General features: G+C 64.7%; 21 protein-coding genes and 1 tRNA gene. 3 read left to right on the forward strand and 19 right to left on the reverse strand.

Annotation, left to right across the window (positions count from 1 at the left end; genetic code table 11):
• Window positions 1–81: 81 nt before the first annotated feature.
• Together OCK02_RS16560 and ilvA are read right to left on the reverse strand one after the other, a co-directional pair.
• Window positions 82–396, reverse strand: coding sequence for an HlyU family transcriptional regulator (locus OCK02_RS16560; RefSeq protein WP_263814011.1), 315 nt, complete (start codon window positions 394–396; stop codon window positions 82–84).
• A gap of 77 nt (window positions 397–473) precedes the next feature.
• Complete coding sequence (gene ilvA / locus OCK02_RS16565; protein WP_263814012.1) at window positions 474–1,718, reverse strand: threonine ammonia-lyase; 1,245 nt, start codon at window positions 1,716–1,718, stop codon at window positions 474–476.
• Window positions 1,719–1,853: 135 nt separating this feature from the next.
• Here ilvA and OCK02_RS16570 point away from each other — a divergent pair, with 135 nt between their 5' ends.
• Window positions 1,854–3,308 (forward strand): TrkH family potassium uptake protein, encoded by a 1,455-nt coding sequence (locus OCK02_RS16570; RefSeq protein WP_263814081.1) that lies wholly within the window; start codon window positions 1,854–1,856, stop codon window positions 3,306–3,308.
• 117 nt (window positions 3,309–3,425) lie between these two features.
• A complete protein-coding gene (locus OCK02_RS16575) occupies window positions 3,426–4,010 on the forward strand; it encodes a hypothetical protein (RefSeq protein WP_263814013.1) in 585 nt (194 codons plus the stop codon).
• A gap of 42 nt (window positions 4,011–4,052) precedes the next feature.
• On the opposite strand, the gene OCK02_RS16580 is transcribed toward OCK02_RS16575, so the two are convergent.
• Window positions 4,053–4,137 (reverse strand) — tRNA-Leu (locus tag OCK02_RS16580).
• A gap of 78 nt (window positions 4,138–4,215) precedes the next feature.
• Window positions 4,216–7,716, reverse strand: coding sequence for a DNA polymerase III subunit alpha (gene dnaE / locus OCK02_RS16585; RefSeq protein WP_263814014.1), 3,501 nt, complete (start codon window positions 7,714–7,716; stop codon window positions 4,216–4,218).
• Window positions 7,717–8,133: 417 nt separating this feature from the next.
• Between dnaE and OCK02_RS16590 the strand changes: the two genes are divergently transcribed.
• Window positions 8,134–8,715, forward strand: a complete 582-nt coding sequence (locus OCK02_RS16590) for an FG-GAP repeat protein (protein ID WP_263814015.1) — start codon at window positions 8,134–8,136, stop codon at window positions 8,713–8,715.
• Between the two features lie 62 nt (window positions 8,716–8,777).
• Here OCK02_RS16590 and OCK02_RS16595 read toward each other — a convergent pair whose 3' ends face one another.
• From OCK02_RS16595 to nuoG, 15 genes are all read right to left on the reverse strand, one after another.
• The gene (locus OCK02_RS16595; RefSeq protein ID WP_263814016.1) at window positions 8,778–9,464 is read right to left on the reverse strand and encodes an ABC transporter ATP-binding protein; all 687 of its coding nucleotides are present in this window, start codon (window positions 9,462–9,464) and stop codon (window positions 8,778–8,780) included.
• Window positions 9,465–9,473: 9 nt separating this feature from the next.
• Entirely contained in the window at window positions 9,474–10,781 is a 1,308-nt protein-coding gene (locus OCK02_RS16600; protein ID WP_263814017.1) for a lipoprotein-releasing ABC transporter permease subunit, read from the reverse strand.
• A 209-nt stretch (window positions 10,782–10,990) separates the two neighbouring features.
• Window positions 10,991–12,319 (reverse strand): proline--tRNA ligase, encoded by a 1,329-nt coding sequence (gene proS, locus OCK02_RS16605; RefSeq protein ID WP_263814018.1) that lies wholly within the window; start codon window positions 12,317–12,319, stop codon window positions 10,991–10,993.
• 611 nt (window positions 12,320–12,930) lie between these two features.
• Complete coding sequence (locus OCK02_RS16610; protein WP_230804106.1) at window positions 12,931–13,200, reverse strand: DUF1467 family protein; 270 nt, start codon at window positions 13,198–13,200, stop codon at window positions 12,931–12,933.
• 165 nt (window positions 13,201–13,365) lie between these two features.
• Window positions 13,366–13,770 carry a methylmalonyl-CoA epimerase gene (mce, locus tag OCK02_RS16615; RefSeq protein ID WP_263814019.1) on the reverse strand — a complete coding sequence of 135 codons (405 nt, stop codon included), beginning with the start codon at window positions 13,768–13,770 and terminating at the stop codon, window positions 13,366–13,368.
• 103 nt (window positions 13,771–13,873) lie between these two features.
• A complete protein-coding gene (locus OCK02_RS16620) occupies window positions 13,874–15,541 on the reverse strand; it encodes a ribonuclease J (protein ID WP_230804102.1) in 1,668 nt (555 codons plus the stop codon).
• Between the two features lie 17 nt (window positions 15,542–15,558).
• Complete coding sequence (locus OCK02_RS16625) at window positions 15,559–16,326, reverse strand: biotin--[acetyl-CoA-carboxylase] ligase (RefSeq protein WP_263814020.1); 768 nt, start codon at window positions 16,324–16,326, stop codon at window positions 15,559–15,561.
• Window positions 16,323–17,765, reverse strand: a complete 1,443-nt coding sequence (gene nuoN / locus OCK02_RS16630) for an NADH-quinone oxidoreductase subunit NuoN (protein WP_230804099.1) — start codon at window positions 17,763–17,765, stop codon at window positions 16,323–16,325. The genes OCK02_RS16625 and nuoN overlap by 4 nt, the downstream gene beginning before the upstream one ends.
• A gap of 17 nt (window positions 17,766–17,782) precedes the next feature.
• Window positions 17,783–19,294, reverse strand: coding sequence for an NADH-quinone oxidoreductase subunit M (locus OCK02_RS16635; RefSeq protein ID WP_230804097.1), 1,512 nt, complete (start codon window positions 19,292–19,294; stop codon window positions 17,783–17,785).
• Window positions 19,294–21,291 carry an NADH-quinone oxidoreductase subunit L gene (gene nuoL / locus OCK02_RS16640; protein ID WP_230804095.1) on the reverse strand — a complete coding sequence of 666 codons (1,998 nt, stop codon included), beginning with the start codon at window positions 21,289–21,291 and terminating at the stop codon, window positions 19,294–19,296. The genes OCK02_RS16635 and nuoL overlap by 1 nt, the downstream gene beginning before the upstream one ends.
• A 6-nt stretch (window positions 21,292–21,297) precedes the next feature.
• The gene (gene nuoK / locus OCK02_RS16645) at window positions 21,298–21,606 is read right to left on the reverse strand and encodes an NADH-quinone oxidoreductase subunit NuoK (protein WP_112599027.1); all 309 of its coding nucleotides are present in this window, start codon (window positions 21,604–21,606) and stop codon (window positions 21,298–21,300) included.
• A gap of 28 nt (window positions 21,607–21,634) precedes the next feature.
• On the reverse strand, window positions 21,635–22,249 hold the full coding sequence (locus OCK02_RS16650; protein WP_230804093.1) for an NADH-quinone oxidoreductase subunit J: 615 nt from the start codon (window positions 22,247–22,249) through the stop codon (window positions 21,635–21,637).
• A gap of 142 nt (window positions 22,250–22,391) precedes the next feature.
• Window positions 22,392–22,883 (reverse strand): NADH-quinone oxidoreductase subunit NuoI, encoded by a 492-nt coding sequence (gene nuoI / locus OCK02_RS16655; protein ID WP_230804086.1) that lies wholly within the window; start codon window positions 22,881–22,883, stop codon window positions 22,392–22,394.
• Between the two features lie 37 nt (window positions 22,884–22,920).
• Entirely contained in the window at window positions 22,921–23,967 is a 1,047-nt protein-coding gene (gene nuoH, locus OCK02_RS16660) for an NADH-quinone oxidoreductase subunit NuoH (protein ID WP_263814021.1), read from the reverse strand.
• A gap of 19 nt (window positions 23,968–23,986) precedes the next feature.
• Window positions 23,987–26,065 carry an NADH-quinone oxidoreductase subunit NuoG gene (gene nuoG, locus OCK02_RS16665; protein WP_263814022.1) on the reverse strand — a complete coding sequence of 693 codons (2,079 nt, stop codon included), beginning with the start codon at window positions 26,063–26,065 and terminating at the stop codon, window positions 23,987–23,989.
• Window positions 26,066–26,151 lie beyond the last annotated feature (86 nt).

Raw genomic sequence — 26,151 nt, forward strand, 5'->3', positions numbered from 1 at the left:
TCTCAGGCGCCGATTCTCGCGCGCATGCAAGGGCGATTTGCGGAAGCCTGGCGAGCGCTGCGGGAAAGGCTGCGGCCGCGATCAGACGTTGCGCGACGGCTCGCCATCCGAAAAGAGCGAGGGGCCGTGCTGGTCGACGATCTGCCGGGCCTTGCGGAAGGCGGCCGCCACCGTGTCGTCGCGGCTGGTGAAGACGTCGGCGCGCACGAAGCTGCGCACCAGAACGACCTCGCCGCCGTGCTTTTCGATGCGTCCCGCCAGGCGGAACTGCGATCCCTCCGGCATCGGCGTCGCGACGAGCACGAGCTCGTTATAGGTCTCGCGATCTTCCGGCGTCGGAGCCTGCGCTTCGGATTTGCCGGAAAGGCCGAACAGCTTGGAAAAGAATGATGCCATGGCCGAGTGGTAACACAGCATGAAGGGCTGTCAACCGCTTCCGGCCAGGCGGTGGCCTGGCAAATGTCCGGCGGCGGTCAGATGATCAGGTTCGCGAGGACCTCGTTTTCGGTGATGTCCTGATAGCGCAGCCCGGCACCGTCGAAGGCCTCCTTCAGGGCGACGAAGTTCTGCGGCGACTTCGTCTCGATGCCGATCAGGATCGAGCCGAAGTTGCGGGCCGACTTCTTCAGATATTCGAACCGGGAGATGTCGTCTTCGGGACCGAGCAGGTTGAGGAAGTCGCGAAGCGCGCCGGGCCGCTGCGCCATGCGCAGGATGAAGTACTTCTTCAGGCCCCGGTGGCGCATGGCCCGCTCCTTGACGTCGGGCAGCCGCTCGAAGTCGAAATTGCCGCCCGAGACGACCGCGACCACGGTCCTGCCCTCAAGCCGCTCGCGGCCCAGCGCCTCGAGCGCGGTGACCGACAGCGCGCCCGCAGGCTCGAGCACCACGCCTTCGACGTTCAGCATGTCGATGATGGTGACGCAGATCGCGTTCTCCGACAGCAGCATGGCCTGCCCGGCATCGAAGGTGCGCAGGGCTGAGAAATTCAGATCGCCGATCCGGCCGACGGCGGCGCCGTCGACGAAATTGTCCACCTGATCGAGGGTAACCACCTCGCCCGCCTCCAGGCTGCGGCGCAGGCTCGGCGCGCCTTCCGGCTCGCAGAAGACGAAGCCTTGCGGCGGCACGCTGTCGGAGAGATAGCCGGTCACCCCGGCCGCAAGCCCGCCGCCGCCGACCGGCAGGACGACGAGATCGGGCCTGATGTCGCCGAGCTGTGCGGCGATTTCGGCCGCCACCGTCGCCTGCCCCTCGATGACGTCCGGATCGTCGAAGGGCGGCACCATGACGGCGCCGGTGTCGCGCGCATGCTCCTGCGCGGCCCGGTAGCACTGGTCGAAGATGTCGCCGATGAGGCGGATCTCGACGAACTCGCCGCCGAAGATGCGGGTCTTGTCGATCTTCTGCTGCGGCGTCGTCACCGGCATGAACACCGTGCCCTTCACGCCGAAATGGCGGCAGACGAAGGCAAAGCCCTGGGCATGGTTGCCGGCCGATGCGCAGACGAAACTGTCCTGCCCGCCCTTTCCGGCGATGACCTTGCGGAAGAAGTTGAAGGCGCCGCGGATCTTGTAGGACCGGACCGGCGTAAGATCCTCGCGCTTCAGGTAGACCTGCGCGCCGTAGCGGGCGCTCAGGTGCTCGTTCAACTGCAGCGGCGTTTCGGGAAAAAGCGTGCGCAGAGCTTCGGTTGCGCGCTCCACATCCTGTTTCATGACCTGCGGCATCCTTGAGTTTGATCCTGCCAAAGGCTATTGCATATCGCAGCCGCGGAGGCCACCCGTCCTCTTCCGGGCGGAGCGTGGCGGCGACGCCGCCCCATGACGCCGCCTCATGCGAACGAGACGACTTTGAACGCCACGATCTACCGCTCCGCCATCAACATCGCCGCCACCTGTGGTCTCTATCTGTCGCTGTCGATGCTGCTGCCGATGGTGACCGACCTCTATTACGGCCACCAGGACTGGAAGATCTTCGCGATCTCGGCCTTCATGATGGGCGGGCTCTCGCTTGCGACGGCGGCGGCGACGCGCGCCGGCCCGCCGCCCTTCAACAAGAAGATGGGCTTCCTTGTCGTCAACCTGCTCTGGCTGGTCTGCTGCCTGATCGGCGCCATCCCGTTCTGGATGTCGTCGCTGAAGTTGGATTTCGCCGAGGCCGTCTTCGAATCGGTCTCCGCCGTCACCACCACCGGCTCCACCATCATCGTCGGGCTGGACCATGCGCCGCCCGGCATCCTGATGTGGCGGTCGCTGCTGCACTGGCTCGGCGGCATCGGCATCCTTGCGCTCGGGCTGTTCATCATGCCCTATCTGCGCGTCGGCGGGCTGTCCTTCTTCAAGCTGGAATCCTCCGACAGCGGCGACAAGCCGTTTGCCCGCATGGCGGTCTATACCCGCGCCTTCATCCTGATCTACGTCTTCCTCACCGTCGTCTGCGCCATCGCCTACAATGCGCTCGGCATGAATCGCTTCGACGCGATCAACCACGCGATGTCGACGGTGGCGACCGGCGGGCTTTCGACCCACGACGCTTCCTTCGGCTACTACGACAGCCTGCCCTTGCTGTGGGCGGCGTCGTTCTTCATGACGCTCAGCAGCCTGCCGTTCTCGATCCTGATCCTGTTCATCGTGCGCGGGCGGCTGGACACGCTGAAGGACCCGCAGATCATCGTCTTCGTCGGCTATGTCGTCTTCTTCGCGGTCGCCGCCAGCCTCTACCAGCGGCTGGAAAACGGCGTGGCCTTCCACGAGGCGCTGGCGCATGCCTTCTTCACCGTCACCTCGATCCTGTCGACCACGGGCTTTGCCAGCGACGACTATACGAGCTGGGGCCATTTCATCGTGGTGCTCGCCTTCATCGCCACCTTCATGGGCGGCTGCTCCGGCTCGACCGCCGGCGGCATCAAGGCCTACCGCATCATCATCCTGTTCAATTTCGTCCGCTCCGGCCTCTACCGGCTCATCTATCCGAACGGCATCCATGCCGTACGCTACGGTCCCATCACGGTGGACGCGGACGTGCAGCGCAACGTCTTCCTGTTCTTCATCTCCTATATGATGATCTGCTTTGCCGGCGGCCTGTTTCTCGGGTTGATGGGCTATGACGCGCTGACCGCGATCTCGGCCTCGGCGACCGCCCTTTCCAACGTCGGCCCCGGCGTCACGCCGTCGATCGGCCCGGCCGGCACCTTCGCCGGCATGAGCGACCCGGCCCTCTATCTCCTGTCCTTCCTGATGCTGCTCGGCCGTCTCGAGGTCCTGACCGTGCTCGTCATCCTGACCCCACTGTTCTGGAAGAGCTGAAACGGTACCGGATCCGCCTTCAGGCCCGGTTTCGGGCCTGTGCCTTGCCGGCGCTTGACTGCCCGCCGGCATCTGCGCATCCTTCCGCCACGATCCGAGGGAGGAAGAATGCCCGCAATGTCCCCTTTGCCCGCATCGACGTTTGCCGCCGTCTTCAGCCTCCTCTCCCTGCCGGCCGCGGCCGGCCCGCTGGTCGATGCCGCCACCAAGGCGGAGCAGATGGCGACGTCCGGCAATCCCGTCGGCGCGCATGAGGCGATGCGCGAGGCCTACGGCGCCTTCTCGTCGGGCCTGCCGTTTTCGATCGGCAAGGCCACCTTCGTCACCGAGCCGCCGGAAGGCTACGGCATGTACACGCCGCGCCCGAACGCCGTCTACAAGACCGGCGAGCCGCTGATCTCCTATGTCGAGCCGGTCGGGCTGTCCTGGCGGCCGGTCGATGGTGGCAAGGTGGAGGCGCAGTTCACCGTCGACCTGGAACTCCTGAACGCCAAGGGCGAGACGCTGGCGGAGAAGAAGGCCTTCGGTTCCTTCACCTATCGCGGCTTCATGCGCAACCAGGAGATCTTCGCCAAGCTCACGCTCACCCTCAGCGCCGAAGGCCCGCCACAGGGTGACTACGTCGTCCGCTACCGCTTCCGCGACGCCATCAGCGGCGCGGTGGCGCTGTCGGACCAGAAGTTCTCGATTTCGCCGCAGTAGGCGGAGGGGACGAGAGCGGCGTGCGCCGGCATGGCAGGCAGGTGGTGCGGACGACGGGGGTCGAACCCGTACGGATCACTCCGAGGGATTTTAAGTCCCTTGCGTCTACCAGTTTCGCCACGTCCGCCTGTGATCGTCGGTAACCGACAGGGCGGGTGCAATCAAGGGGCTGCCGCGGTTTTGCGCAGATTGCCGGTGGGTGCGCTCACACCATCTCGACATCGATGACGCCCGGGGCGGAGCGCAGGGCGGCGGCGATCTCGGGCGAGATGCGGTAGCGCTCGCCGAGTTCCACCTCGATCTCGCGCTCGCCATTGTCCTTGATGACGATGAAGGAGACGAGGCCGTCGCCCCTGGCGTTCAGGTGGGCGGCGATGGAGCGCAAGGGACCCGAATCGCGGACGAAGACGCGCAGCGCCTTCTGCTGCTGCAGCGCTTCCTCTTCCAGGGACCGCAGCGTCTGGATCCTCAGCCCGATGCCTTCCGGGCGCTCTTCCGCCTGCACCGTCATCACCAGCGACTTTCCCGGCTCCAGCAGGTCGCGGTACTGGTGCAGCATCTCGGAAAACAGCACCGCCTCGAACTGGCCGGAGGCATCGGAGAAGGCGACGATGCCCATCTTGTTGCCGGTGCGGGTCTTGCGCTCCTGCTTGGAGGTGACCGTGCCGGCCAGGCGGCCGGCGGTCGCCCCCTGCTTCACGGCGACGGCGAAATCGGCGAAATTCTGGACGCGCATCTTGGCGAGCATGGCGTTGTAGGTGTCGAGCGGGTGGGCGGAGAGATAGAAGCCGAGCACCTGGAACTCGCGGTGCAGCTTCTCGGACGCCAGCCAGGGCGCGTAGGAGGGGAACGAGATCACCTCCGGCCCGGTCGCAGCCCCTGCCCCAAACATGTCGCTCTGGCCACTGGTCTTGTTCTCCTGCGCCCGCTGGGCATAGCCGATGAGCCGGTCGAGGCCGGCGATCAGGGCTGCGCGGTCGTGGCCGAAGCCATCGAAGGCGCCGGCGCAGATCAGGCTTTCGAAGGTGCGGCGGTTGACGAGCTTCGGGTCGATCCTGAGGCAGAAATCCTCCAGGCTCTCAAACGGCCGGTCGCCGCGCACCTCGACGATATGGTGGACCGCGGCCTCGCCGACGCCCTTGATGGCGGCGAGCGCGTAATAGATCTTCTTCTCGCCGGTCTCGAAATGGGCATAGGAGGTCTGAATCGACGGCGGAACGACGGTGATGCCGAGCCGACCGGCGTCCTGGCGGAAATCGTTCAGCTTGTCGGAGTTGGCCATGTCGTAGGTCATCGACGCGGCGAGGAACTCGACCGGATAATGCGCCTTCAGATAGGCCGTCTGGTAGGAGACGATGGCGTAGGCGGCCGCGTGGCTCTTGTTGAAGCCGTAGTTGGCGAACTTGGCGAGCAGTTCGAAGATGTTCTTCGCCTGCGGCTTGGAGACCCCGTTCTTGACGGCGCCATCGACAAAGCGCTCGCTCTGCTGGTCCATCTCGGCCTTGATCTTCTTGCCCATGGCGCGGCGCAGAAGGTCGGCTTCCCCGAGCGAATATCCGGACAGTACCTGGGCGATCTGCATCACCTGTTCCTGGTAGACGATGACACCCTGCGTTTCCTTCAGCAGGTAGTCGATGGAGGGATGGACCGATTCGATCTCCTCCTCCCCGTGCTTGCGGGCGTTGTAGGTCGGGATGTTCTCCATCGGGCCCGGACGGTAGAGCGCGACGAGCGCGATGATGTCCTCGATGCAGTCGGGCCGCATGCCGATCAGCGCCTTGCGCATGCCGGCACTTTCCACCTGGAACACGCCCACCGTCTCGCCGCGCGAGAGCATCTCGTAGGTGAGCCGGTCGTCGAGCGGCAGGCTCTCCAGCGCGACCTCGATGTCGCGCTTGCGGATGAAGTCGACTGCGGTCTTCAGCACCGTCAGCGTCTTCAGGCCGAGGAAGTCGAACTTCACCAGCCCCGCCTGCTCGACCCATTTCATGTTGAACTGGGTCACCGGCATGTCGGAGCGCGGATCGCGGTACATCGGCACCAGTTGCGACAGCGGCCTGTCGCCGATGACGATGCCGGCGGCATGGGTCGAAGCGTGGCGGTAGAGGCCCTCGATCTTCTGGGCGATATCGAGCAGGCGGCCGACGACCGGCTCCTTTTCCGCCTCCTCCAGAAGCTTCGGCTCCTCCTCGATCGCCTTGGAGAGCGGCGTCGGATTGGCCGGGTTGTTCGGCACCAGCTTGCAGATCTTGTCGACCTGGCCGTAGGGCATCTCGAGCACGCGGCCGACGTCGCGCAAGGCCGCGCGCGCCTGCAGCGAACCGAAGGTGATGATCTGCGCCACCTGCTCGCGGCCGTACTTGCGCTGGACGTAGCGGATCACTTCCTCGCGGCGGTCCTGGCAGAAATCGATGTCGAAGTCCGGCATCGAGACGCGCTCGGGATTGAGGAAGCGCTCGAACAGCAGCGAGAAGCGGAGCGGATCGACGTCGGTGATCGTCAGCGCATAGGCGACGAGCGAACCCGCCCCCGAACCACGCCCCGGCCCGACCGGGATGTTCTGCTGCTTGGCCCACTTGATGAAGTCGGCGACGATCAGGAAGTAGCCCGGAAACTTCATCCGCTCGATTACGCCCAGCTCGAAATCCAGCCGTTCGCGGTAGTCCTGTTCGCTGTAGCCCGGCGACAGGCCGAGTGCGGCCATGCGCCCTTCGAGCCCTTCGACGGCCTGGCGGCGCAATTCCGCCGCCTCGGCGCGCTCGGCCTCCTCCGCGTCGTCGGTGGCGCCGGTGAAGCGCGGCAGGATAGGCGCGCGCGTCTTCAGGACGAAGGAGCAGCGCTTCGCGATCTCGACGGTGTTCTCCAGCGCTTCCGGCAGATCGGCGAACAGCGCCGCCATGGCCGAACGGCTCTTCAGGTAGTGGTCGGGCGAAAGCCGGAAACGGTTGTCGTCCGACACCATCGCATTGTGGGCGACCGCCATCAGGGCGTCATGCGCCTCATATTCCTCCGGCGTCGGAAAGAACGGCTCGTTCGTCGCCACCAGCGGCAGATCGTGCCGATAGGCCAGATCGATCATCCGTCGCTCGTGCTTGCGGTCATAGTCCGCGTGCCGCTGCAGTTCGACATAGAGCCGGTCGCCGAACAGGCGCTTCAGTTCCAGAAGCCGCGCCTCGGCGGCCGCCGGCTGGCCCGCGGAAAGCGCCATGTCGACCGGGCCGGACGAGGCGCCGGTCAGCGCTATCAGGCCGTCCGTCCCCTCCTCCAGCCACGAGCGCATGAGGTGCACCGAATGGCCGCTGCCCTCGCCGCCGAGATAGGCGCGGCTGACGAGATCCATCAGGCGGGCATAGCCGGCGTCGGTCGCGACCAGGATGACGATCGACGGCAGTTTGGCCAGCGCCTGCGACGGACCGCGACGCTCGCCCTCGCCCTCGTCTTCCATGTCGATCGACAGTTGGCAGCCGATCAGCGGCTGGATGCCGTCGCCCACGGCCTTCTGGGAGAATTCGAGCGCGGCAAACAGGTTGTTGGTGTCGGTGATCGCAATCGCCGGCTGGCTGTCGGAGACGGCCTTGCCGAGGATCTTCTTGATCGGCAGCGCGCCTTCCAGCAGCGAATAGGCCGAATGGACACGCAGATGGACGAACTGGACGCCGCCCCCCGCCGAATGTCCGCCCGTGTCTCCCGCAACCGCCTGCGCCATCTTTGCCACTCCATTTCAGAGGCGCAAGGATAAGCGGATTCGGGTCGCGGAAGTCCAGTCAAACATTTCCGCCACTCCCCTTATCCCCGCAATGGGTTCCCGCACACTGATGCGAGATCATTGACGCGAGATCATTGCGGATGCGGAGCGATACGGTCGGCGGTCGCGGAGGTTACAGGCCGAGAGCGAGGACGGACAGGCTCGCAACGAACATGGCAATGGAGGTAAAGGCGGCGAGTTCACGCATGAAATCGGTCATTTGACGTCTCCAATCTGTTTATGTTTTTATTTTGTTCTATTTTTGTTCTTGCGTCAACCCCGGATTTTGCAATAGCCGTTCCGGCACGGCGGGCGCGAACGCTGGACTGTCCTCGAGGCATTTCCTATTCTCCGGGCGCACCGAACAGGGAAACGCGCATGACGAGGACCGCACTGCCGCTCGCCCTCGCCGTCCTGCTGCCGGCAGCGGCAACGGCAGGCGACTTCCCCGCCGACCGGATCACGGCGGCGGCGGTCGGAGACTGGAACCGGGATGGGGTGCAGGACCTCGCCGTGATCGCAAGGCCGCCGGATGGCAGCGACGACGACAGCGGCGTCTACATCTATCTCGCCGACGACGGTGCGTCGCGGTTGTCGCTGAAGGCCTCGGCGCCGAACTGGATCTGGGGCAGCAGCACCGTCTACGGACAGGAGGCGGGCGTGGCCGCTCTTGCGAACGGCTCGATCGAGCTCACCTCGCAGAACAGCGCGATCGGGCGCGACCGCTGGGAGCAGCGCGTTACCATTGCCTATCGCGATTCCCGGTTCGTCGTCGCCGGCTACACCTATTCCGCCTACGACACGCTCGATCCGAACCACACCGAAAGCTGCGACCTGAACGTGCTGACCGGCAAGGGAATCGCGAACGGCAAGCCGGTCGCGACCGAGGGCGCGCAGGTCGCATTCGAGGACTGGCGCGACGAGATCGGGCGGAAGGCCTGCGGGCTGGCGCAAGAATAGCCGAATTCGGGCGCGGCGGACCGAACCGGCCGGACCGGACCGCGAAGAGCCGCGACCGCGGCTCACTGCATATCGCGCACCTTGCCGTCCTCGATGGTCACGCGGCGGTCCATCAGCGAGGCGATCTCGTGGTTGTGGGTAGCGATCAGCGCGGCCAGCCCCGACTGGCGCACCAGCGCCTGCAACGCCTCGAACACGTAGCCGGCCGTCTCGGGGTCGAGATTGCCGGTCGGCTCGTCGGCCAGAAGCAGCATCGGCGCATTGGCAACGGCTCGGGCGATCGCCACGCGCTGCTGCTCGCCGCCGGAGAGCTCCGAGGGGCGGTGGTCGCCGCGATGGCCGATGCGCATGTAGTCGAGCAGTTGCCTCGCCCGTTCGCGGGCCTCCGGCTTGGAAAGGCCGGCGATCAGTTGCGGCATCATGATGTTCTCCAGCGCCGAGAACTCCGGCAGGAGATGATGGAACTGGTAGACGAAGCCGATCTCGTTGCGGCGGATCGCCGTGCGCTCCTCGTCGCCCAGCCCGGCGCAGGCATGGCCGTTGACGACGACGTCGCCGGCATCGGGCCGCTCCAGCAGGCCGGCGACGTGCAAGAGCGTCGACTTGCCGGTGCCCGAAGGCGCCACGAGCGCGACGATCTCGCCGCTGCGCAGGGTGAAGTCCGCGCCCTTGAGGATCGACAGCACCGTCTCGCCCTGGCCATAGTGGCGATCGACGCCGGTCAACTTGAGTGCCACGCGCGCGTTCATCGGTCGGTCCTATTCATACCGCAGGGCCTGCACGGGATCGAGCTTGGAGGCGCGCCATGCGGGGAAGATCGTGGCCAGGAAGGACAGCGCCAGCGCCATGACGACGATCGAGACCGTCTCGCCGAAATTCATGTCCGCAGGAAGCTGGCTGAGGAAATAGAGTTCCGGATCGAACAGGGTCTGGCCGGAAAGCCAGGAAAAGAACTGGCGGATCGATTCGACGTTGAGGCAGACGACGACGCCGAGCAGCACGCCGGCGATCGTCCCGACCGTGCCGATCGCGGCCCCGGTCATGAAGAAGATGCGCATGATCGAGCCGGAGCTGGCGCCCATGGTGCGCAGGATGGCGATGTCGCTGCCCTTGTCCTTCACCAGCATGATCAGCCCGGAGATGATGTTCAGCGCGGCGACGAGCACGATCAGCGTCAGGATCATGAACATCACGTTCCGCTCGACCTCGAGCGCGGAGAAGAAGGTGCGGTTCCGCTGGCGCCAGTCGGTGATGTAGATCTGTCGCTCGGCGGCGGCCTCCAGCGGCTGGCGGAGCGCGTCGACCGCATCGGGATTGTCGACGAACAGCTCGATCGACTGCACCAGGCCTTCGGCGTTGAAATAGAGCTGGGCCTCCTCCAGCGGCATGTAGATGATCGTGGCGTCGTATTCCGACATGCCGATCTCGAAGACCGCGGACACGGTGTAGCTCTTGACGCGCGGATTGACGCCGAGCGGGGTCACGTCGCCCTCGGGCGCCACCAGCGTGATCTGGTCGCCGGCGGAAATGCCGAGCTGCTCGGCCATGCGCGCGCCGATCGCAAGGCCGTCGCCGGCGGCAAAACCGACCATGTCGCCGGCCTTGATGTGGTCGGAGACGGTCTTGAGCCTGGTGAAGTCATCGGCGCGGATGCCGCGGACGAGCGCTCCGGTTCCAGCACCGCCGGCGCCGGAGGCGAGCGTCTGGCCCTCCACCAGCGGGATCGCCAGCTTGACGCCCGGCACCTTCGAGAAGCGCTCGGCCAGGTCCGCGTAGTTGTCGAAGGGCCCGTCGATCGGCTGGACGATCATGTGACCGTTGATGCCGAGAATGCGCGAGATCAGTTCGGTGCGAAACCCGTTCATCACTGCCATGACGATGATCAGCGTGGCGACGCCGAGCATGATGCCGATGAAGGAGAAGCCGGCGATGACGGAGATGAACGCTTCCTTGCGCCGCGAGCGGAGGTAGCGCCATGCAACCATGCGTTCGAAGCCGGAAAACGGGCGGCTTGCGGGCGCCGCTTTCGCCTCGACCACGGTGCCCTCGCCCGTCGCTTCCGCCATGATACCTCCGGTCCTGTCGCCACCGAAGCCCGCGCCCGGCGGACGCGATTCGGCAGCATCTCGAATCTGCGCCTGATGCTACTGCATAATCGCCGAAACCGGAATCGATTTGCGGGTAAAATTATGCAGTGGAATTAGGGCGTTACGGTGATGGCGGAATGTTGATTCCGCCCCCGTCGCGCACTTGCCCGGCCCCGGCCCGCCTGACCTCAGCCGGCCGACGTCAGGCGCGCGATCGCGGCGTCGATCGTCAGCGTCTCGCGCTCGCCGGTCTTGCGGTCCTTGACCTCGACCTCGCCGGCTGCGACCGAGCGCGGCCCAACGACGACCTGGAACGGCGCGCCGATCAGGTCTGCGGTGGCGAACTTCGTGCCCGCGCGCTCGTCCTTGTCGTCGAGGAGCACGTCGACGCCCGCCTTCAGAAGCGCGCCGTAGATCGTCTCGCTCGCCGCGTCGCAGGCCGCGTCGCCCGCCTTCATGTTGATCACCACCACCTCGAAGGGAGCGACCGCCTTCGGCCAGATGATGCCGTTCTCGTCGTGCGAGGCCTCGATGATCGCCGGCACGAGCCGGGTCGGGCCGATGCCGTAGGACCCCATATGGACCGCGTGCTCCTTGCCGTCCGGTCCCTGGACCTTGGCGCCCATCGCCTCGGAATACTTCGTGCCGAAATAGAAGATGTGGCCGACCTCGATGCCGCGGGCGGACAGGCGCTCGCCCTCGGGGATCGCTGCGAAAGCGGCCTCGTCGTGCATTTCGGAGGTGGCCGCGTAACGCGACGTCCACTTGTCGAAGATCGCCTTCAGGCCGGCGACGTCGTCGAAATTCGTGTCCTCGCCGGGAATATCGAAGCCGAGGAAATCCTTGTGGCAGTACACTTCGGATTCGCCGGTATCGGCCAGGATGATGAACTCGTGGCTGAGGTTGCCGCCGATCGGGCCGGTATCGGCGCGCATGGGAATCGCGCGCAGGCCGAGGCGCGTGAACGTGCGCAGGTAGGCGGCGAACATGCGGTTATAGGCGTGCTCCGCCCCCTCGCGGTTGAGGTCGAAGGAATAGGCGTCCTTCATCAGGAACTCGCGCGAGCGCATGGTGCCGAAGCGCGGACGGATCTCGTCGCGGAACTTCAGCTGGATATGGTAGAGGTTCAGCGGCAGGTCCTTGTAGGACTTGACGTAGGAGCGGAAGACGTCGGTGATCATCTCCTCGTTGGTCGGGCCGTAGAGCATGGCGCGGTCCTGGCGGTCCTTGATGCGCAGCATCTCCTTGCCATAGGCGTCGTAGCGCCCGCTCTCCTGCCAGAGCTCGGCCGACTGCAGGGTCGGCATGATGAGTTCGACCGCGCCCGAGCGGTTCTGTTCTTCGCGGATAACGGCGTTGACCTTGTCCAGCACGCGCTTGCCGAGCGGCAGCCAGGTATAGATGCCGGCCGACTGCTGCTTGATCATCCCGGCGCGAAGCATCAGCCGATGCGAGACGATTTCCGCCTCCTTGGGATTTTCCTTGAGGATGGGCATGAAGAAGCGGGAAAGACGCATGGCGGGGTTCCAAAGAGACAGGTTTCGCCTAGCCGTGGATTCGGGCGAAATGACGTTGAATTCGGAGCGTTCATAGACGCTTCACCGGCGGAAGTGAACCCGGACGCACCGTGCTTCGACGAAATCGTCCGAATGCCGGATCGCGCGGGAGATCGGGAACGGGGCCCGGAAAGCGGGGGATGACAATAACGTGAATGGCGATTATAAAGTCAACGGAAAAAATTTCTCCAAGTGTAACAAATATGCAAAAAATCAGATGACAACGCCCAACCTTTGAGCTAGTTTCAGGCCACAAAACAGGCAGGAAGTACAAATTCTTGCCAATTTCGCGGTCAAGTCTTGGGAGGATCAGATCTTGGCGCGCCTAGCCGCTGCCACCGGAAACGGGCAAAGATCACGCGATACTTTAAAAACAAGGCTTTCAGCCTTGTTTTTTTTTGCCTTTGGCAATTGCCAGCCTTCCCTTACAGATTTTGTATGACAAATACACGACAGCGGCGATGCGACAAACCTACGCATGGCGGCGCCGTCCCGCCGCTTGACCAATCATCCGCTCGCCCGGCGCCGAAGTGAACGCCAGCGTGCACAAGCTCTTCAGAAAAACGAATGTATCAGTCGAAGTTCGGGAAGAACTGCGGGATGGCGTCGAAGCCGTAGCCGAGTTTCACCGACAGCACATACCAGGCGGCATGGACGGCGGCGGCGGCGAGCGTGGTGACGAGAAGGACGCGCCAGATCCTGAAGCGCGCCGGCGCGCTCTCGACGCTACCCGGGACGACCTCGTTCTCCTCGGCCTGGGTGCGCAGGCCGAACGGCAGCACGGCAAAGAGCGTCACCCACCAGATGATGAAATAGACGGCGAAGAGCGAAAACAGCGTCATGTCCGATACCCGATGGCGCGGGCCCGCGAGCCACTGCGCAAGACTTTGATGGCATAGCACCGGTCACGGCCGATGCGAGGGCGGCGGCCCTTGCCGCGCGACTGCCGCCATGGCTTCTTACCCCCATGGCCGCGGCAATTCAAATCCGCCGGCTGTGGCCTGCGGTCACACCTGTTCCAGTTCGATCAGCGTGCCGAAGAAATCCTTCGGGTGCAGAAACAGGACCGGCTTGCCATGCGCGCCGGTCTTCGGCGTCCCGTCGCCGAGCACCCGAGCGCCGCCGGCAACGAGCCTGTCGCGGGCGGCAAGGATATCGTCCACCTCGTAGCAGATATGGTGCATGCCGCCGGCGGGCGACTTCTCCAGAAAGGCTGCGATCGGCGAGCCCTCGCCCAGCGGTTCGAGCAGTTCGACCTTGGTGTTCGGCAATTCGACGAAGACGACGGTGACGCCGTGTTCCGGCAGTGCCTGCCGAGCACTGACACGGGCGCCGAGCACGTCGCGATAGGATGCCGTCGCCGCGGTCAGGTCCGGCACGGCGATGGCGATGTGATTGACCCGTCCCAGCATTCCCGCCTCCTCCTGCGCGTGCCAGCCTGTTTCCGAAAGATGGTCCGCCTGTCGCCGCCGCCAATGCGCTGCGCGCGCGACGCGCTTCAGCCGCCCGCCGTCGTCATACCCTGGTGACGAAGACGGTGACGACGGGCTTCTTGCCCCAGACCTCGTTCGCCATGGCGCGCACGGCCCGGCGCACCGCCTCGCGGACGGTGCCGAGGTCCTTGCGCCGCGCGCGCGGAATGCTCTCGACCGCGCCGAGAACGGCGTCATAGAGCGTGTCACCCATGTCCTCGCCCTCGTCGTCGAACTGCGGCAGCCCGTAGGGAACGACGTCGGGATCGCCGCGGAAGTCGTAGCGCGCGTCGAGCACGATGTTGACCGCCACGTGGCCGACGAACGAAAGCTTGCGACGGTCGCCGATGCCCATCTCGTCGAAGTCGCCGATCAGGTTGCCGTCCTTGAAGATGCGGCCGAAATGGACCTCGTCGATGATCTCGGGGGCGCCCGGAGCGAGCCGCAGCATCTTGCCGTCGCGCACGCGCGGCACGACCGGGATGCCCGACTGCTCAGCGAGTTCGGCATGGGCGACCAGATGCGCGGCCTCGCCATGCACCGGCACGACCATCTGCGGCCGGGTCCAGGCATACATCTGCTGCAACTCGCTGCGGCGGGGATGGCCGGAGACGTGTACCAGCGCCTCGCTGTCGGTGATGACGTGGATGCCCTGGTCGACCAGGCCGTTCTTGATGTCGTTGATCGCCTTCTCGTTGCCGGGAATGGCGCGCGAGGAGAAGATGATCGTGTCGCCGGCGGTGAAGGCGACGTTGCGCATCTCGTCGCGGGCGATCTTGGCGAGTGCGGCCCGCGGCTCGCCCTGGCTGCCGGTCAGGATGACAACGACCTTGTCGCGCGGGATGTAGCCGAACTCGTCCTCGTCGATGAAGGGCTTGATGCCCTCCATCAGGCCGATGTCGCGCGCCACCGCCGTCACCCGCTTCATCGAGCTTCCGAGCAGCAGCACCTCACGGCCGGCCATCTCGGCGGCCTTGGCGACCGAGCGGATGCGGCCGACATTCGACGAGAAGGTGGTGATGCCGACGCGGCCCTCGGCACTCTCGATGATCTTCGCCAGGCTCTGCGACACCTCTTCCTCCGACGGCGAGACACCGTCGCGCAGCGCATTGGTGCTGTCGCAGACCAGCGCCAGCACGCCCTCGTCGCCGAGCTTGCGGAAGCGCGCCTCGTCGGTGAGCGGCCCGAGCGAGGGCTTGAGGTCGATCTTCCAGTCGCCGGTGTGGATCACCGTGCCGAGCGGCGTCTTGATCGCCAGCGACATCGGCTCGGGGATAGAGTGGTTGACGCCGATACCCTCGATCTCGAACGGACCGAGATTGATCCGGTCGCCCTGCTTGAAGATCGTCACCGGAATCTCGGTGCGGCTGCGCTCGTAATCACGCTTGGCCTCGAGCATGCCGGCGGTGAAGGGCGATGCATAGACAGGCACGTTGAGGCCGGGCCACAGGTCGTTCAGGGCGCCGTAGTGGTCCTCGTGGGCATGGGTGATGACGATGCCCTTCAGGTTCCTGCGTTCCTCGGCGAGGAAGCGGATATCGGGCAGCACGAGGTCCACGCCCGGCAGTTCGGGGCCGGGAAAGGTCACGCCGCAATCGACCATGATCCATTTGCGGTTACCGGGTGTGCCGTAGCCGTAGAGCGCAAGATTCATGCCGATCTCGCCAACCCCGCCAAGCGGCAGGAACACCAGGTCTTCTTGGTTTGCCATATTCTGAAAATTTCCGGTTATTCGAAGAAAACATCGCCGGCTGCGATCAAGCGCACGCCGCCGTCGTCGGTCTGAAGCCTGAGCAGACCACTATCATCAATTCCGGCAAAGCGCCCGGAAATTGATTGGGACGGCAGGTTGACCGTGATCCGTTCGCCGATCCCGCCGGCGACCTTGCGCCAGCGCGCCATGATCTCGCCGATGCCGTTGGCGCTGTCCCAGAGCCTGAGGATATCGGCCATCTCGCGGAAGAGATGGGCGAAGAGCTCCGCCGGCCCAACCGCGCAGCCATAGTCCGTGAGCCGGGCGACGGGATAGAGCCCTGCCTCCGGGGCGACCGCGACGTTGATGCCGCAGCCGATCACGATCGCCTGGCGGCCGTCCGCCAGGGTCTCCGCCTCCACCAGGATGCCGCAGATCTTCTTCTTCTCGATCAGGATGTCGTTCGGCCACTTGATCGCAACCGGCGGGGCCGCGATCGGCATCACAGACGTGATCGAGGCCTGGACGGCAACGGCCACGGCGAGCGGAAGCGAGGCGAGCCGGTCGACGGGGGCCGGATCGATCAGGAGCAGCGAGGCGTAGAGATTGCCGGGCTCCGACGTCCAGGGCCGGCCGCGCCGTCCCCGGCCGCCGGTCTGGCGCGCCGCCGTCACCCATAGACCGGAAAGCGCGCCCTTGCGGGCGCGCTCGAAACACTCCGAATTGGTCGAGACGGTCTCGACCAGCGCTTCGTGCCGGAAATCATCCAGCGAGAGCTGGCCGGTGCCGGTCCGGCCGGTCAAAAGAAGGTCCGGGCGGCGGCTTCCGCCGCTTCGCCGATCGGCCCGCCGATCAGGACATAGCCGGCCACGAACAGGCCCGCAACGCCGAAGACCAGCTTCAGTTCACCGGGAGTGCGCGCAAACTCGTCGGTGGCGGCATCGAACCACATCAGCTTGACGATGCGCAGATAGTAGTAGGCGCCGACGACCGACGACAGCACGCCGATGATCGCGAGCGCATAGAGATGCGCCTCGATCGCCGCCATGAAGACGAAGTACTTGGCGAAGAAGCCTGCGAGCGGCGGAATGCCTGCCAGCGAGAACATCATCACCGTCAGCACGCTCGCCATGAACGGATTGGTCGTGGACAGGCCGGCGAGATCGTCGACGGCCTCGACATTGCCGCCCTCGCGGCGACGCATGGCGAGGATGCAGGCGAAGGTGCCGAGCGTCATGACCATGTAGATCAGCATGTAGAGGGCGACGCCGCGCACGCCGGCCATCGAGCCCGCCGAAAGGCCGACGAGCGCGTAGCCCATGTGGCCGATCGAGGAATAGGCCATCAGGCGCTTGATGTTCTTCTGGCCGATGGCGGCGAACGAGCCGAGCAGCATCGAGGCGATCGAGATGAAGACGATGATCTGCTGCCAGTCGGCGACGACAGGCTCGAAGGCGTCGATGACGATGCGGACGAGCATGGCCATGGCGGCGACCTTCGGCGCGGCTGCGAAGAAGGCGGTCACCGGCGTCGGTGCGCCCTCATAGACGTCCGGCGTCCACATGTGGAACGGCACGGCCGAGATCTTGAAGGCGATGCCGGCAAGGACGAACACCAGGCCGAAGACGAGGCCAAGCGAACGGCCTTCGGCGGACAGGGCCGAGGCGATCTCCTGGAAGCCGGTGTGCCCGGTGAAGCCGTATACCAGCGACATGCCGTAGAGCAGCATGCCGGACGACAGCGCGCCGAGGACGAAATACTTCAGGCCGGCCTCGGTGGAACGCACGCTGTCGCGGTTGATCGCGGCGACGACGTAGAGCGCGAGCGACTGCAGTTCCAGCGACAGGTAGAGCGAAATCAGGTCGTTGGCCGAGATCATCAGCATCATGCCGAGCGTCGCGAGCACCAGGAGCACCGGAAACTCGAAGCGGTCGAGCTGCTGCGAACGGGCATGGCCCACCGTCATCACCATGGCGGTGATGGAGCCGATCAGCGTCAGGATCTTCATGAACCGTGCGAAGGAATCGGAAACGAACGCGCCGCCATAGCCGACGCCGTCGCCACCCCGAAGCACCAGCCAGACGCCGGCGATGATGAGAAGCGCCACCGCAAGCCCGGTGACGGTCGTCGCCGACCGTTCGCCGGAGAAGACGCCGATCATCAGGAGCGCCATGGCACCCAGCGCCAGGATGATCTCGGGCGTCGAGAGCTGAAGGCTGGAAAGGAGGATTTCAGCAGTCATGTCGGATCATCCCGTCGTCAGTTCGCCGAGAGCGCAACGGATTGCGCTGCTTCGAGGGCTGCGGTGTAGTTGTTGAGGAGCGCGTCGACCGAAGCCGCCGTGGCGTCGAAGACGGGTATCGGGTAGACGCCGAAGAAGATCGTCAGGATCACCAGCGGATAGAGGATCGCCTTCTCGCGGCCCGAAAGATCGAGCAGCGCCTTGAGGCTCTCCTTCTCCAGCGGGCCGAAGACCACCCGGCGATAGAGCCAGAGCGCGTAGGCCGCCGAGAGAATGACGCCGGTGGCGGCGAAGAAGGCCACCCAGGTGTTGGCGCGGAAGGCACCGAGCATCGTGGTGATTTCGCCGACGAAGCCGGAGGTGCCCGGAAGGCCGACGTTCGCCATGGTGAAGATCATGAAGGCGACCGCATATTTCGGCATGTTGTTGACGAGCCCGCCATAGGCCGAGATGTCGCGGGTGTGCAGGCGGTCATAGACCACGCCGACGCAGAGGAAGAGCGCGCCGGAGACGATGCCGTGCGACAGCATCTGGAACAGCGCACCCTGCACGCCCTGCTCGTTGGCGGCGAAAATGCCCATGGTGACATAGCCCATGTGCGCCACCGAGGAGTAGGCGATCAGCTTCTTGATGTCTTCCTGAACGAGCGCCACCAGCGAGGTGTAGATGATGGCGACGACCGAGAGCGTGAAGACGAAAGGCGCGAAGTAGTCGGACGCCAGCGGGAACATCGGCAGCGAGAAGCGCAGGAAGCCGTAGCCGCCGAGCTTCAAAAGGATGCCCGCCAGGATCACCGAACCTGCCGTCGGCGCCTGTACGTGCGCGTCGGGAAGCCAGGTGTGGACCGGCCACATCGGCATCTTCACCGCGAACGAGGCGAAGAAGGCGAGCCAGAGCCAGGTCTGCATCTGCCGCGGGAAGTTGTAGGCGAGCAATTCGGGAATGCTGGTCGTGCCGGCCTGCCAGTACATCGCCATGATGGCGAGCAGCATCAGCACCGAGCCGAGCAGCGTATAGAGGAAGAACTTGTAGCTCGCATAGACGCGGTCCTTGCCGCCCCAGACGCCGATGATGATGAACATCGGGATCAGGCCCGCCTCGAAGAAGACGTAGAACAGGACGATGTCGAGCGAGACGAAGACGCCGACCATGAACACTTCCAGGACGAGGAAGGCGATCATGTATTCCTTCAGGCGCTTCTCGATCGAGTTCCAGCTGGCGAGCACGCAGAACGGCATCAGGAAGGTCGTCAGGATGACGAACAGCATGGAGATGCCGTCGACGCCAAGGTGATAGGCGATGCCGGTGCCGAGCCACTCATGGTGCTCGATCATCTGGAAGCCCGGATTCGAATAGTCGAAGCCGATCCAGACGAAGAGCGACAGGACGAAGGTGAAGAGGGTCGTCAGCAGCGAGACGTTCAGGATGTTCCGCCGCCCGTAGGGGCTGTCCTCGCGGGTCAGCAGCAGCAGCGCCACGCCGACCAGCGGAAGAAAGGTGACCGCGGAGAGAATCGGCCAATCGGTCATCAGAAGGAACTCCCGAGCATCATCCAGGTTACGAGTGCCGCAATTCCGAGCAGCATCGCAAAGGCATAGTGATAAAGGTAACCGGTCTGCAGGCGGACGACACGGTCGGTCACGTCGAGGACGCGCGCGGCAATCCCGTTCGGGCCGAGGCCGTCGATGACAGCACCGTCACCGCCCTTCCAGAACAGGCGGCCGATCCACTGCGCCGGCCGCACGAACAGGAAGTCGTACAGTTCGTCGAAGTACCACTTGTTCAGCAGGAACTGGTACAGGCCGCGGTGCTGGTCCGCCAGGTACTTCGGCAGGTCCGGACGACGGATATACATGTACCAGGCCGTGAACAGGCCGAGCGCCATGGCCGCGAACGGGCTCCACTTCACCCAGAGCGGCACGTGGTGGAATTCTTCCAGGATCTCGTTCTCCGGACCGGTGAACAGGGCGCCCTTCCAGAACTCCACATAGTGGTGACCGAAGAAGTAGTCGTGGAACAGCACGCCCGCGAGCACCGCGCCGGCGGCGAGGATGTAGAGCGGGACCAGCATGATCGCCGGCGATTCATGGACGTGGTGCATGACGTCCGACGAAGCGCGCGGCTTGCCGAAGAAGGTCATGAAGGCCAGGCGCCAGGAATAGAAGCTGGTGAACAGCGCCGCGATCACGAGCAGCGTGAAGGCGAAGCCTGCGACCGAGCTGTGCGAGGCAAAGGCGCTCTCGATAATCGCATCCTTGGAGAAGAAGCCGGCGAAGCCGATGATCGTGCCGGGAATGCCGACGCCGGTGAGTGCCAGCGTGCCGATCGTCATCATCCAGAAGGTGACCGGGATATGGGTGCGCAGGCCGCCCATGTAGCGCATGTCCTGCTCGCCGTCGACGGCATGGATGACCGAGCCGGCGCCAAGGAACAGGAGCGCCTTGAAGAAGGCGTGCGTGAACAGGTGGAAGATTGCGGCACCATAGGCGCCGACACCGAGTGCGACGAACATGTAGCCGAGCTGCGAGCAGGTCGAATAGGCGATGACGCGCTTGATGTCGTTCTGCACCAGGCCAACGGTCGCGGCGAAGAAGGCCGTGATCGCGCCGATGACGGTGACGACGGTGAGCGCATCCGGGGACAGCTCGAACAGCGGCGACATGCGGGCGACGAGGAAGACGCCGGCGGTGACCATGGTCGCGGCATGGATGAGGGCCGAAACCGGCGTCGGGCCTTCCATGGCGTCCGGAAGCCAGGTGTGCAGCAAAAACTGCGCCGACTTGCCCATCGCGCCCATGAAGAGCAGCAGGCAGGCCGCCGTCAGCGCATCGGCCTTGTCGAGATGCATGCCGAACAGCGTGATGACGGGTTCGGCGGCGTCCGCGGCACCTTCTGCCGGCAGGTAGGTCGCGGCCGTGGCGAAGATCGTCTCGAAGCTGACAGAGCCGAACAGGTAGAAGACGGTGAAGATGCCGAGCATGAAGCCGAAGTCGCCGACGCGGTTGACGATGAAGGCCTTCATGGCGGCGGCATTGGCGGACGGCTTCTTGAACCAGAAGCCGATCAGCAGGTACGACGCCAGGCCCACGCCTTCCCAGCCGAAGAACATCTGCACGAGGTTGTCCGACGTGATCAGCATCAGCATCGCGAAGGTGAACAGCGACAGGTAGGCGAAGAAACGCGGCCGATGCGGATCGTGGTGCATGTAGCCGATCGAATAGGCGTGCACGAGCGTCGACACCGTGTTGACGACGACGAACATGACGGCCGTCAGAGTATCGACGCGGAAGGCCCACTCGGCATCGAAGCTGCCGGACTGGATCCAGCGCATCAGCGAGACCTTGATCATCTCCTCGTGGCCGAGCGCCACGTTGAAGAAGACCAGCCAGGACAGCGCGCAGGCGATGATCATGAAGCCGGTGGTGACGTATTCGGAAGCCTTGGCGCCGATCGCGTTACCGCCGAGGCCGGCGATCAGAAAGCCGATGAGCGGCAGGAAGACGATTGCCTTGATGATGGTATCCATGGCCGCTCAACCCTTCATCACGTTGACGTCTTCCACGGCGATGGAGCCGCGGTTGCGGTAGAAGACGACGAGAATTGCAAGACCGATCGCGGCTTCCGCGGCTGCGACCGTCAGGATGAACAGCGCGAAGACCTGGCCGACGATGTCGTTCAGGAAGGCCGAGAAGGCCACCATGTTGATGTTGACGGCAAGCAGGATCAACTCGATCGACATCAGGATGATGATGACGTTCTTCCTGTTGATGAAGATGCCGAAGACGCCGAGCGTGAAGAGGATGGCGCTGACCGTGAGATAGTGGGAAATACCGATTTCCATGATGCAAATTCCTTAAGTCCAGCGCGCCTCAGAGACCCTGCCCGGGCTTGACCTTGATGACCTCGACCGCGGTCTCCGGCGTGCGGGCGACCTGCACGGAGATGTCCTGCCGCTTGATGTGCTCGCGATGGCGCAGCGTCAGCACGATCGCGCCGATCATGGCGACCAGCAGCACCAGGCCGGCGATCTGGAAGAAGTAGACGTAGTTCGTGTAGAGCACGTCGCCCAGCGCAGCCGTGTTGGTCCGCTCCGCGATCGGCGGGATCGGGTGGGCCGCCTGGCTTGCGATCTCCGGCGACAGCGTCGAGCCGCCGATGACCACGATCAGTTCCACCGCCAGCACCAGGCCGACCAGCGCGCCGACCGGCGCGTGCTCGATGATGCCCGAACGAAGCGCGGCAAAGTCGATGTCCAGCATCATCACGACGAAGAGGAAGAGCACCGCGACCGCGCCGACATAGACGACCAGCAGGATCATCGCCAGGAACTCGGCGCCGGTCAGGAGGAACAGACCCGCCGCATTGAAGAACGTGACGATGAGGAACAGCACGGAATAGACCGGGTTCTTCGCCGCGATCACCATGAAGGCGGACGCCACTGCCACGAAGGCGAACAGATAGAAAAAGAGAGCCTGGAGACCCATGTTGGTGCCTTTTTTCTTCCCCGGGAGAGACCGGCGTCTCAGCCCGCCTCTTCCGTCGAAGCCCGGCGGCCGCGCCACCGGGCAGATATTGAGCGTTCGATGTCCGCAGCCCTCACGGGCGGCAGTCCCCTGCCCTGCCGGCTTACCGGTAGGGCGAATCCATTGCGATGTTGCGGGCGATTTCCCGCTCCCAGCGGTCGCCGTTGTCGAGCAGCCGCTGCTTGTCGAAGTAGAGTTCCTCACGGGTTTCCGTGGCGAACTCGAAGTTCGGCCCCTCGACGATGGCGTCGACCGGGCAGGCTTCCTGGCAGAAGCCGCAGTAGATGCACTTCACCATGTCGATGTCGTAGCGCACCGTGCGGCGCGTTCCGTCGTTGCGGCGCGGGCCGGCCTCGATGGTAATGGCCTGGGCCGGACAGATGGCTTCGCACAGCTTGCAGGCGATGCAGCGTTCCTCGCCGTTCGGATAGCGGCGCAGCGCATGCTCGCCCCGGAAGCGCGGCGACACCGGGCCCTTCTCGAAGGGATAGTTCAACGTCGCCTTCGGCCGGAAGAAATAGCGCATCGACAGGAAGAAGGCGCCGACGAATTCCTTCAGGAACAGCGAATTGACGGCTTGCGACAGACTGGCCATTACTTAGCTCCAATGCTGCTGAAACGCGGGGCCACCATCAGGCGGTCCACCCGGTGAGCTTCAGCACGAATGCGACGATCACGACCATGGCGAGCGAAATCGGCAGGAAGACCTTCCAGCCCAGCCGCATCAGCTGGTCATAGCGGTAGCGCGGCACGAAGGCCTTCACCATCGCGAACATGAAGAAGACGAAGCCGGCCTTCAGCACGAACCAGATGATGCCCGGGACCCAGTTGAGGAACCAGACGTCCACCGGGGGCAGCCAGCCGCCGAGGAACAGGATCGTCGTCAGCGCGCACATCAGGCAAATGGCGGCGTATTCGCCAAGCATGAACATCATGTACGGCGTCGAGCCATATTCCACCATAAAGCCGGCGACGAGCTCGGATTCGGCTTCCGGCAGGTCGAAGGGCGGGCGGTTCGTCTCGGCCAGCGCCGAGATGAAGAAGATCACGAACATCGGGAACAGCGCCAGCCAGTGCCAGTCGAGGAACGAGCCCGGCAGGCCGATCATGGTGCCGATGCCGTCACGCTGCGAATTGACGATGTCCGTCAGGTTCAGCGAGCCGACGCAGAGAAGGACGGTGACGATGACGAAGCCGATCGAGACTTCGTAGGACACCATCTGTGCGGCCGAGCGCAGCGCGCCGAGGAACGGGTACTTCGAGTTCGAAGCCCAGCCGCCCATGATGATGCCGTAGACCTCGAGCGAGGAGATGGCGAAGACGTAGAGGATGCCGACGTTGATGTTGGCGATCACCCAGTTCTCGTTCAGCGGGATCACCGCCCAGGTGGCGAGCGCCAGCGTCACCGAGACGAGCGGCGCCAGAAGGAAGATCGCCTTGTTGGCGGTGGCCGGGATCACCGGCTCCTTGAAGACGAACTTCAGGAGGTCGGCGAACGACTGGAACAGGCCCCAGGGGCCGACCACGTTCGGGCCGCGCCGCAGCTGGACGGCGGCCCAGATCTTGCGGTCGGCCAGAAGGATATAGGCGATGAAGAGAAGCAGCGCGACCAGCAGCAGCAGCGACTGACCGATCATGATGACCGCGGGCCAAACATAGCTCGAAATGAAAGCGTCCATAATGCCTATTCCCTCGCGCTCATTCCGCCGCGGCTTTGAAGTTGTTGCGGGCCAGTGCCGAGCATTCGGCCATGACCGCGGAGGCGCGCGCTATCGGGTTCGTCAAATAGAAGTCTTTGACGGGAGACGCAAACCCGGATTTGGTCATCTTCCCGCCTTTTTTCGAAAGCGCGGCGAGTTGGCCGCTGTCGCCTTCGGCAATCTCGTTGACGCCGGCGAAATGCGGATGCGCCGCATAGAGCCTGGCGCGCAGCTGCGCCAGCGAATCGAAGGGCAGCTTCTTGCCGAGCACGTCGGAGAGCGCGCGCAGGATCGCCCAGTCCTCGCGGGCCTCGCCCGGCGCGAAGCCGGCGCGGTTGCCCATCTGGACACGGCCTTCGGTGTTGACCCAGGTGCCCGACTTCTCGGTATAGGCCGCACCCGGCAGGATCACGTCGGCGACGTGGGCGGCGTTGTCGCCGTGCGAGCCGATATAGACCGTGAACGCGGTCTTCTTCGAGAAGTCCATCTCGTCGGCGCCGAGCAGGAACAGCACGTCGGTGTCGGTCAGCATCTCGGATGCCTTCCTGCCGCCCTCGCCCGGCACGAAGCCGAGGTCGAGGCCGCCGACGCGGGCGGCTGCGGTGTGCAGGATGCCGAGACCGTTCCAGTCGGCGTTGACCGCGCCGACGGCATCGGCCAGCTTGAGGACATTCGAGAGCACCGCCAGGCCGTCGGTGCGCGACAGCGCGCCCTGGCCGACGATGATCATCGGGTTCTTGGCCTTCTTCAGCGTCTCGGCGAAGGCACCGTTGCCGGCGACCAGCTCGGACAGCGTCTCCGGGCCGGCGCCAAGATATTCATAGCCGTAGCGCAGTTCGGCCTGTTCGCCGATGACGGCGATCGGGAAGCCGTCCATGCGCCAGCGCTTGCGGATGCGGGCGTTGAGCACAGCCGCCTCGACGCGCGGATTGGCGCCGACGATGAGGAGCGCGTCAGCCTGCTCGATGCCCGATATCGTCGGATTGAACAGGTAGCTGGCGCGGCCGAAGGCCGGGTGCAGCGCCGTGCCGTCCTGGCGGCAATCGAGGCTGGTCGAGCCGAGCGAGGCCATCATCTCACGCAGTGCATACATCTCCTCGACGGAGGCGAGGTCGCCTGCGATCGCGCCGATCCGGTCGCCCGGCTTGCCGGCCACCGCCGCCTTGATCGCGTCGAAGGCCTCGGCCCAGCTTGTGGGCTGCACGCGCCCGTCCTTGCGGACATAGGGGCGGTCGAGACGCTGGGTCTTCAGTCCGTCCCAGATGTAGCGGGTCTTGTCGGAGATCCACTCCTCGTTGATGTCCTCGTTGACGCGCGGCAGCACGCGCATGACCTCGCGGCCGCGGGTGTCGACGCGGATCGCCGAGCCGACCGCGTCCATGACGTCGATCGATTCGGTCTTGTTCAGCTCCCACGGGCGGGCCGTGAAGGCGAAGGGCTTGGAGGTCAGCGCGCCGACCGGGCAGAGATCGACGACGTTGCCCTGCAGTTCGGACGTCATCGCCTGCTCGAGATAGGTGGTGATCTCGGCATCCTCGCCGCGGCCGATGAGGCCGAGCTCGCTGATGCCAGCGACTTCCGTGGTGAAGCGGACGCAGCGCGTGCAGTGGATGCAGCGGTTCATGATCGTCTTGACGAGCGGGCCGATATACTTGTCCTCGACGGCGCGCTTGTTTTCAGCATAGCGCGAACTGTCGATGCCGAAGGCCATCGCCTGGTCCTGCAGGTCGCATTCGCCGCCCTGGTCGCAGATCGGGCAGTCGAGCGGATGGTTGATCAGCAGGAACTCCATCACGCCTTCACGGGCCTTCTTGACCATCGGCGTGGTGGTGAAGACTTCCGGGGCTTCGCCGTTCGGACCGGGACGCAGGTCGCGCACGCTCATGGCGCAGGAGGCAGCCGGCTTCGGCGGGCCGCCCTTGACCTCGACAAGGCACATGCGGCAGTTGCCGGCAACCGACAGCCGCTCGTGGAAACAGAAGCGCGGAACCTCGGCGCCGGCCTCCTCGCACGCCTGCAACAGCGTGAAATGATCCGGAACCTCGATCTCTTTTCCGTCGACTTTCAGAATTGCCATATCCGTCTTCCCGCTTCCGATGCACCGCTTTCGCCGTGCCAGCGCCATTTCCGTTGCAGGCGCCTGCGCCCATCGCGCCTGTCGCC

This window comes from Rhizobium sp. TRM96647, from assembly GCF_025780115.1.
Taxonomy (GTDB): Bacteria; Pseudomonadota; Alphaproteobacteria; order Rhizobiales; family Rhizobiaceae; genus Mycoplana.

What these genes read in the sequence shown, in the direction of transcription:
- nuoI (WP_230804086.1), bottom strand. Translation starts at nt 22,883, where the DNA reads ATGGCCAGTCTGTCGCAAGCCGTCAATTCGCTGTTCCTGAAGGAATTC.
- OCK02_RS16590 (WP_263814015.1), top strand. Translation starts at nt 8,134, where the DNA reads ATGACGAGGACCGCACTGCCGCTCGCCCTCGCCGTCCTGCTGCCGGCA.
- OCK02_RS16620 (WP_230804102.1), bottom strand. Translation starts at nt 15,541, where the DNA reads ATGGCAAACCAAGAAGACCTGGTGTTCCTGCCGCTTGGCGGGGTTGGC.
- nuoL (WP_230804095.1), bottom strand. Translation starts at nt 21,291, where the DNA reads ATGGATACCATCATCAAGGCAATCGTCTTCCTGCCGCTCATCGGCTTT.
- nuoN (WP_230804099.1), bottom strand. Translation starts at nt 17,765, where the DNA reads ATGACTGCTGAAATCCTCCTTTCCAGCCTTCAGCTCTCGACGCCCGAG.
- mce (WP_263814019.1), bottom strand. Translation starts at nt 13,770, where the DNA reads ATGCTGGGACGGGTCAATCACATCGCCATCGCCGTGCCGGACCTGACC.
- OCK02_RS16575 (WP_263814013.1), top strand. Translation starts at nt 3,426, where the DNA reads ATGTCCCCTTTGCCCGCATCGACGTTTGCCGCCGTCTTCAGCCTCCTC.
- OCK02_RS16600 (WP_263814017.1), bottom strand. Translation starts at nt 10,781, where the DNA reads ATGGCGGAAGCGACGGGCGAGGGCACCGTGGTCGAGGCGAAAGCGGCG.
- dnaE (WP_263814014.1), bottom strand. Translation starts at nt 7,716, where the DNA reads ATGGCGCAGGCGGTTGCGGGAGACACGGGCGGACATTCGGCGGGGGGC.
- nuoK (WP_112599027.1), bottom strand. Translation starts at nt 21,606, where the DNA reads ATGGAAATCGGTATTTCCCACTATCTCACGGTCAGCGCCATCCTCTTC.
- OCK02_RS16610 (WP_230804106.1), bottom strand. Translation starts at nt 13,200, where the DNA reads ATGACGCTGTTTTCGCTCTTCGCCGTCTATTTCATCATCTGGTGGGTG.
- OCK02_RS16560 (WP_263814011.1), bottom strand. Translation starts at nt 396, where the DNA reads ATGGCATCATTCTTTTCCAAGCTGTTCGGCCTTTCCGGCAAATCCGAA.
- OCK02_RS16595 (WP_263814016.1), bottom strand. Translation starts at nt 9,464, where the DNA reads ATGAACGCGCGCGTGGCACTCAAGTTGACCGGCGTCGATCGCCACTAT.
- OCK02_RS16650 (WP_230804093.1), bottom strand. Translation starts at nt 22,249, where the DNA reads ATGGGTCTCCAGGCTCTCTTTTTCTATCTGTTCGCCTTCGTGGCAGTG.
- ilvA (WP_263814012.1), bottom strand. Translation starts at nt 1,718, where the DNA reads ATGAAACAGGATGTGGAGCGCGCAACCGAAGCTCTGCGCACGCTTTTT.
- OCK02_RS16635 (WP_230804097.1), bottom strand. Translation starts at nt 19,294, where the DNA reads ATGACCGATTGGCCGATTCTCTCCGCGGTCACCTTTCTTCCGCTGGTC.
- nuoG (WP_263814022.1), bottom strand. Translation starts at nt 26,065, where the DNA reads ATGGCAATTCTGAAAGTCGACGGAAAAGAGATCGAGGTTCCGGATCAT.
- proS (WP_263814018.1), bottom strand. Translation starts at nt 12,319, where the DNA reads ATGCGTCTTTCCCGCTTCTTCATGCCCATCCTCAAGGAAAATCCCAAG.
- nuoH (WP_263814021.1), bottom strand. Translation starts at nt 23,967, where the DNA reads ATGGACGCTTTCATTTCGAGCTATGTTTGGCCCGCGGTCATCATGATC.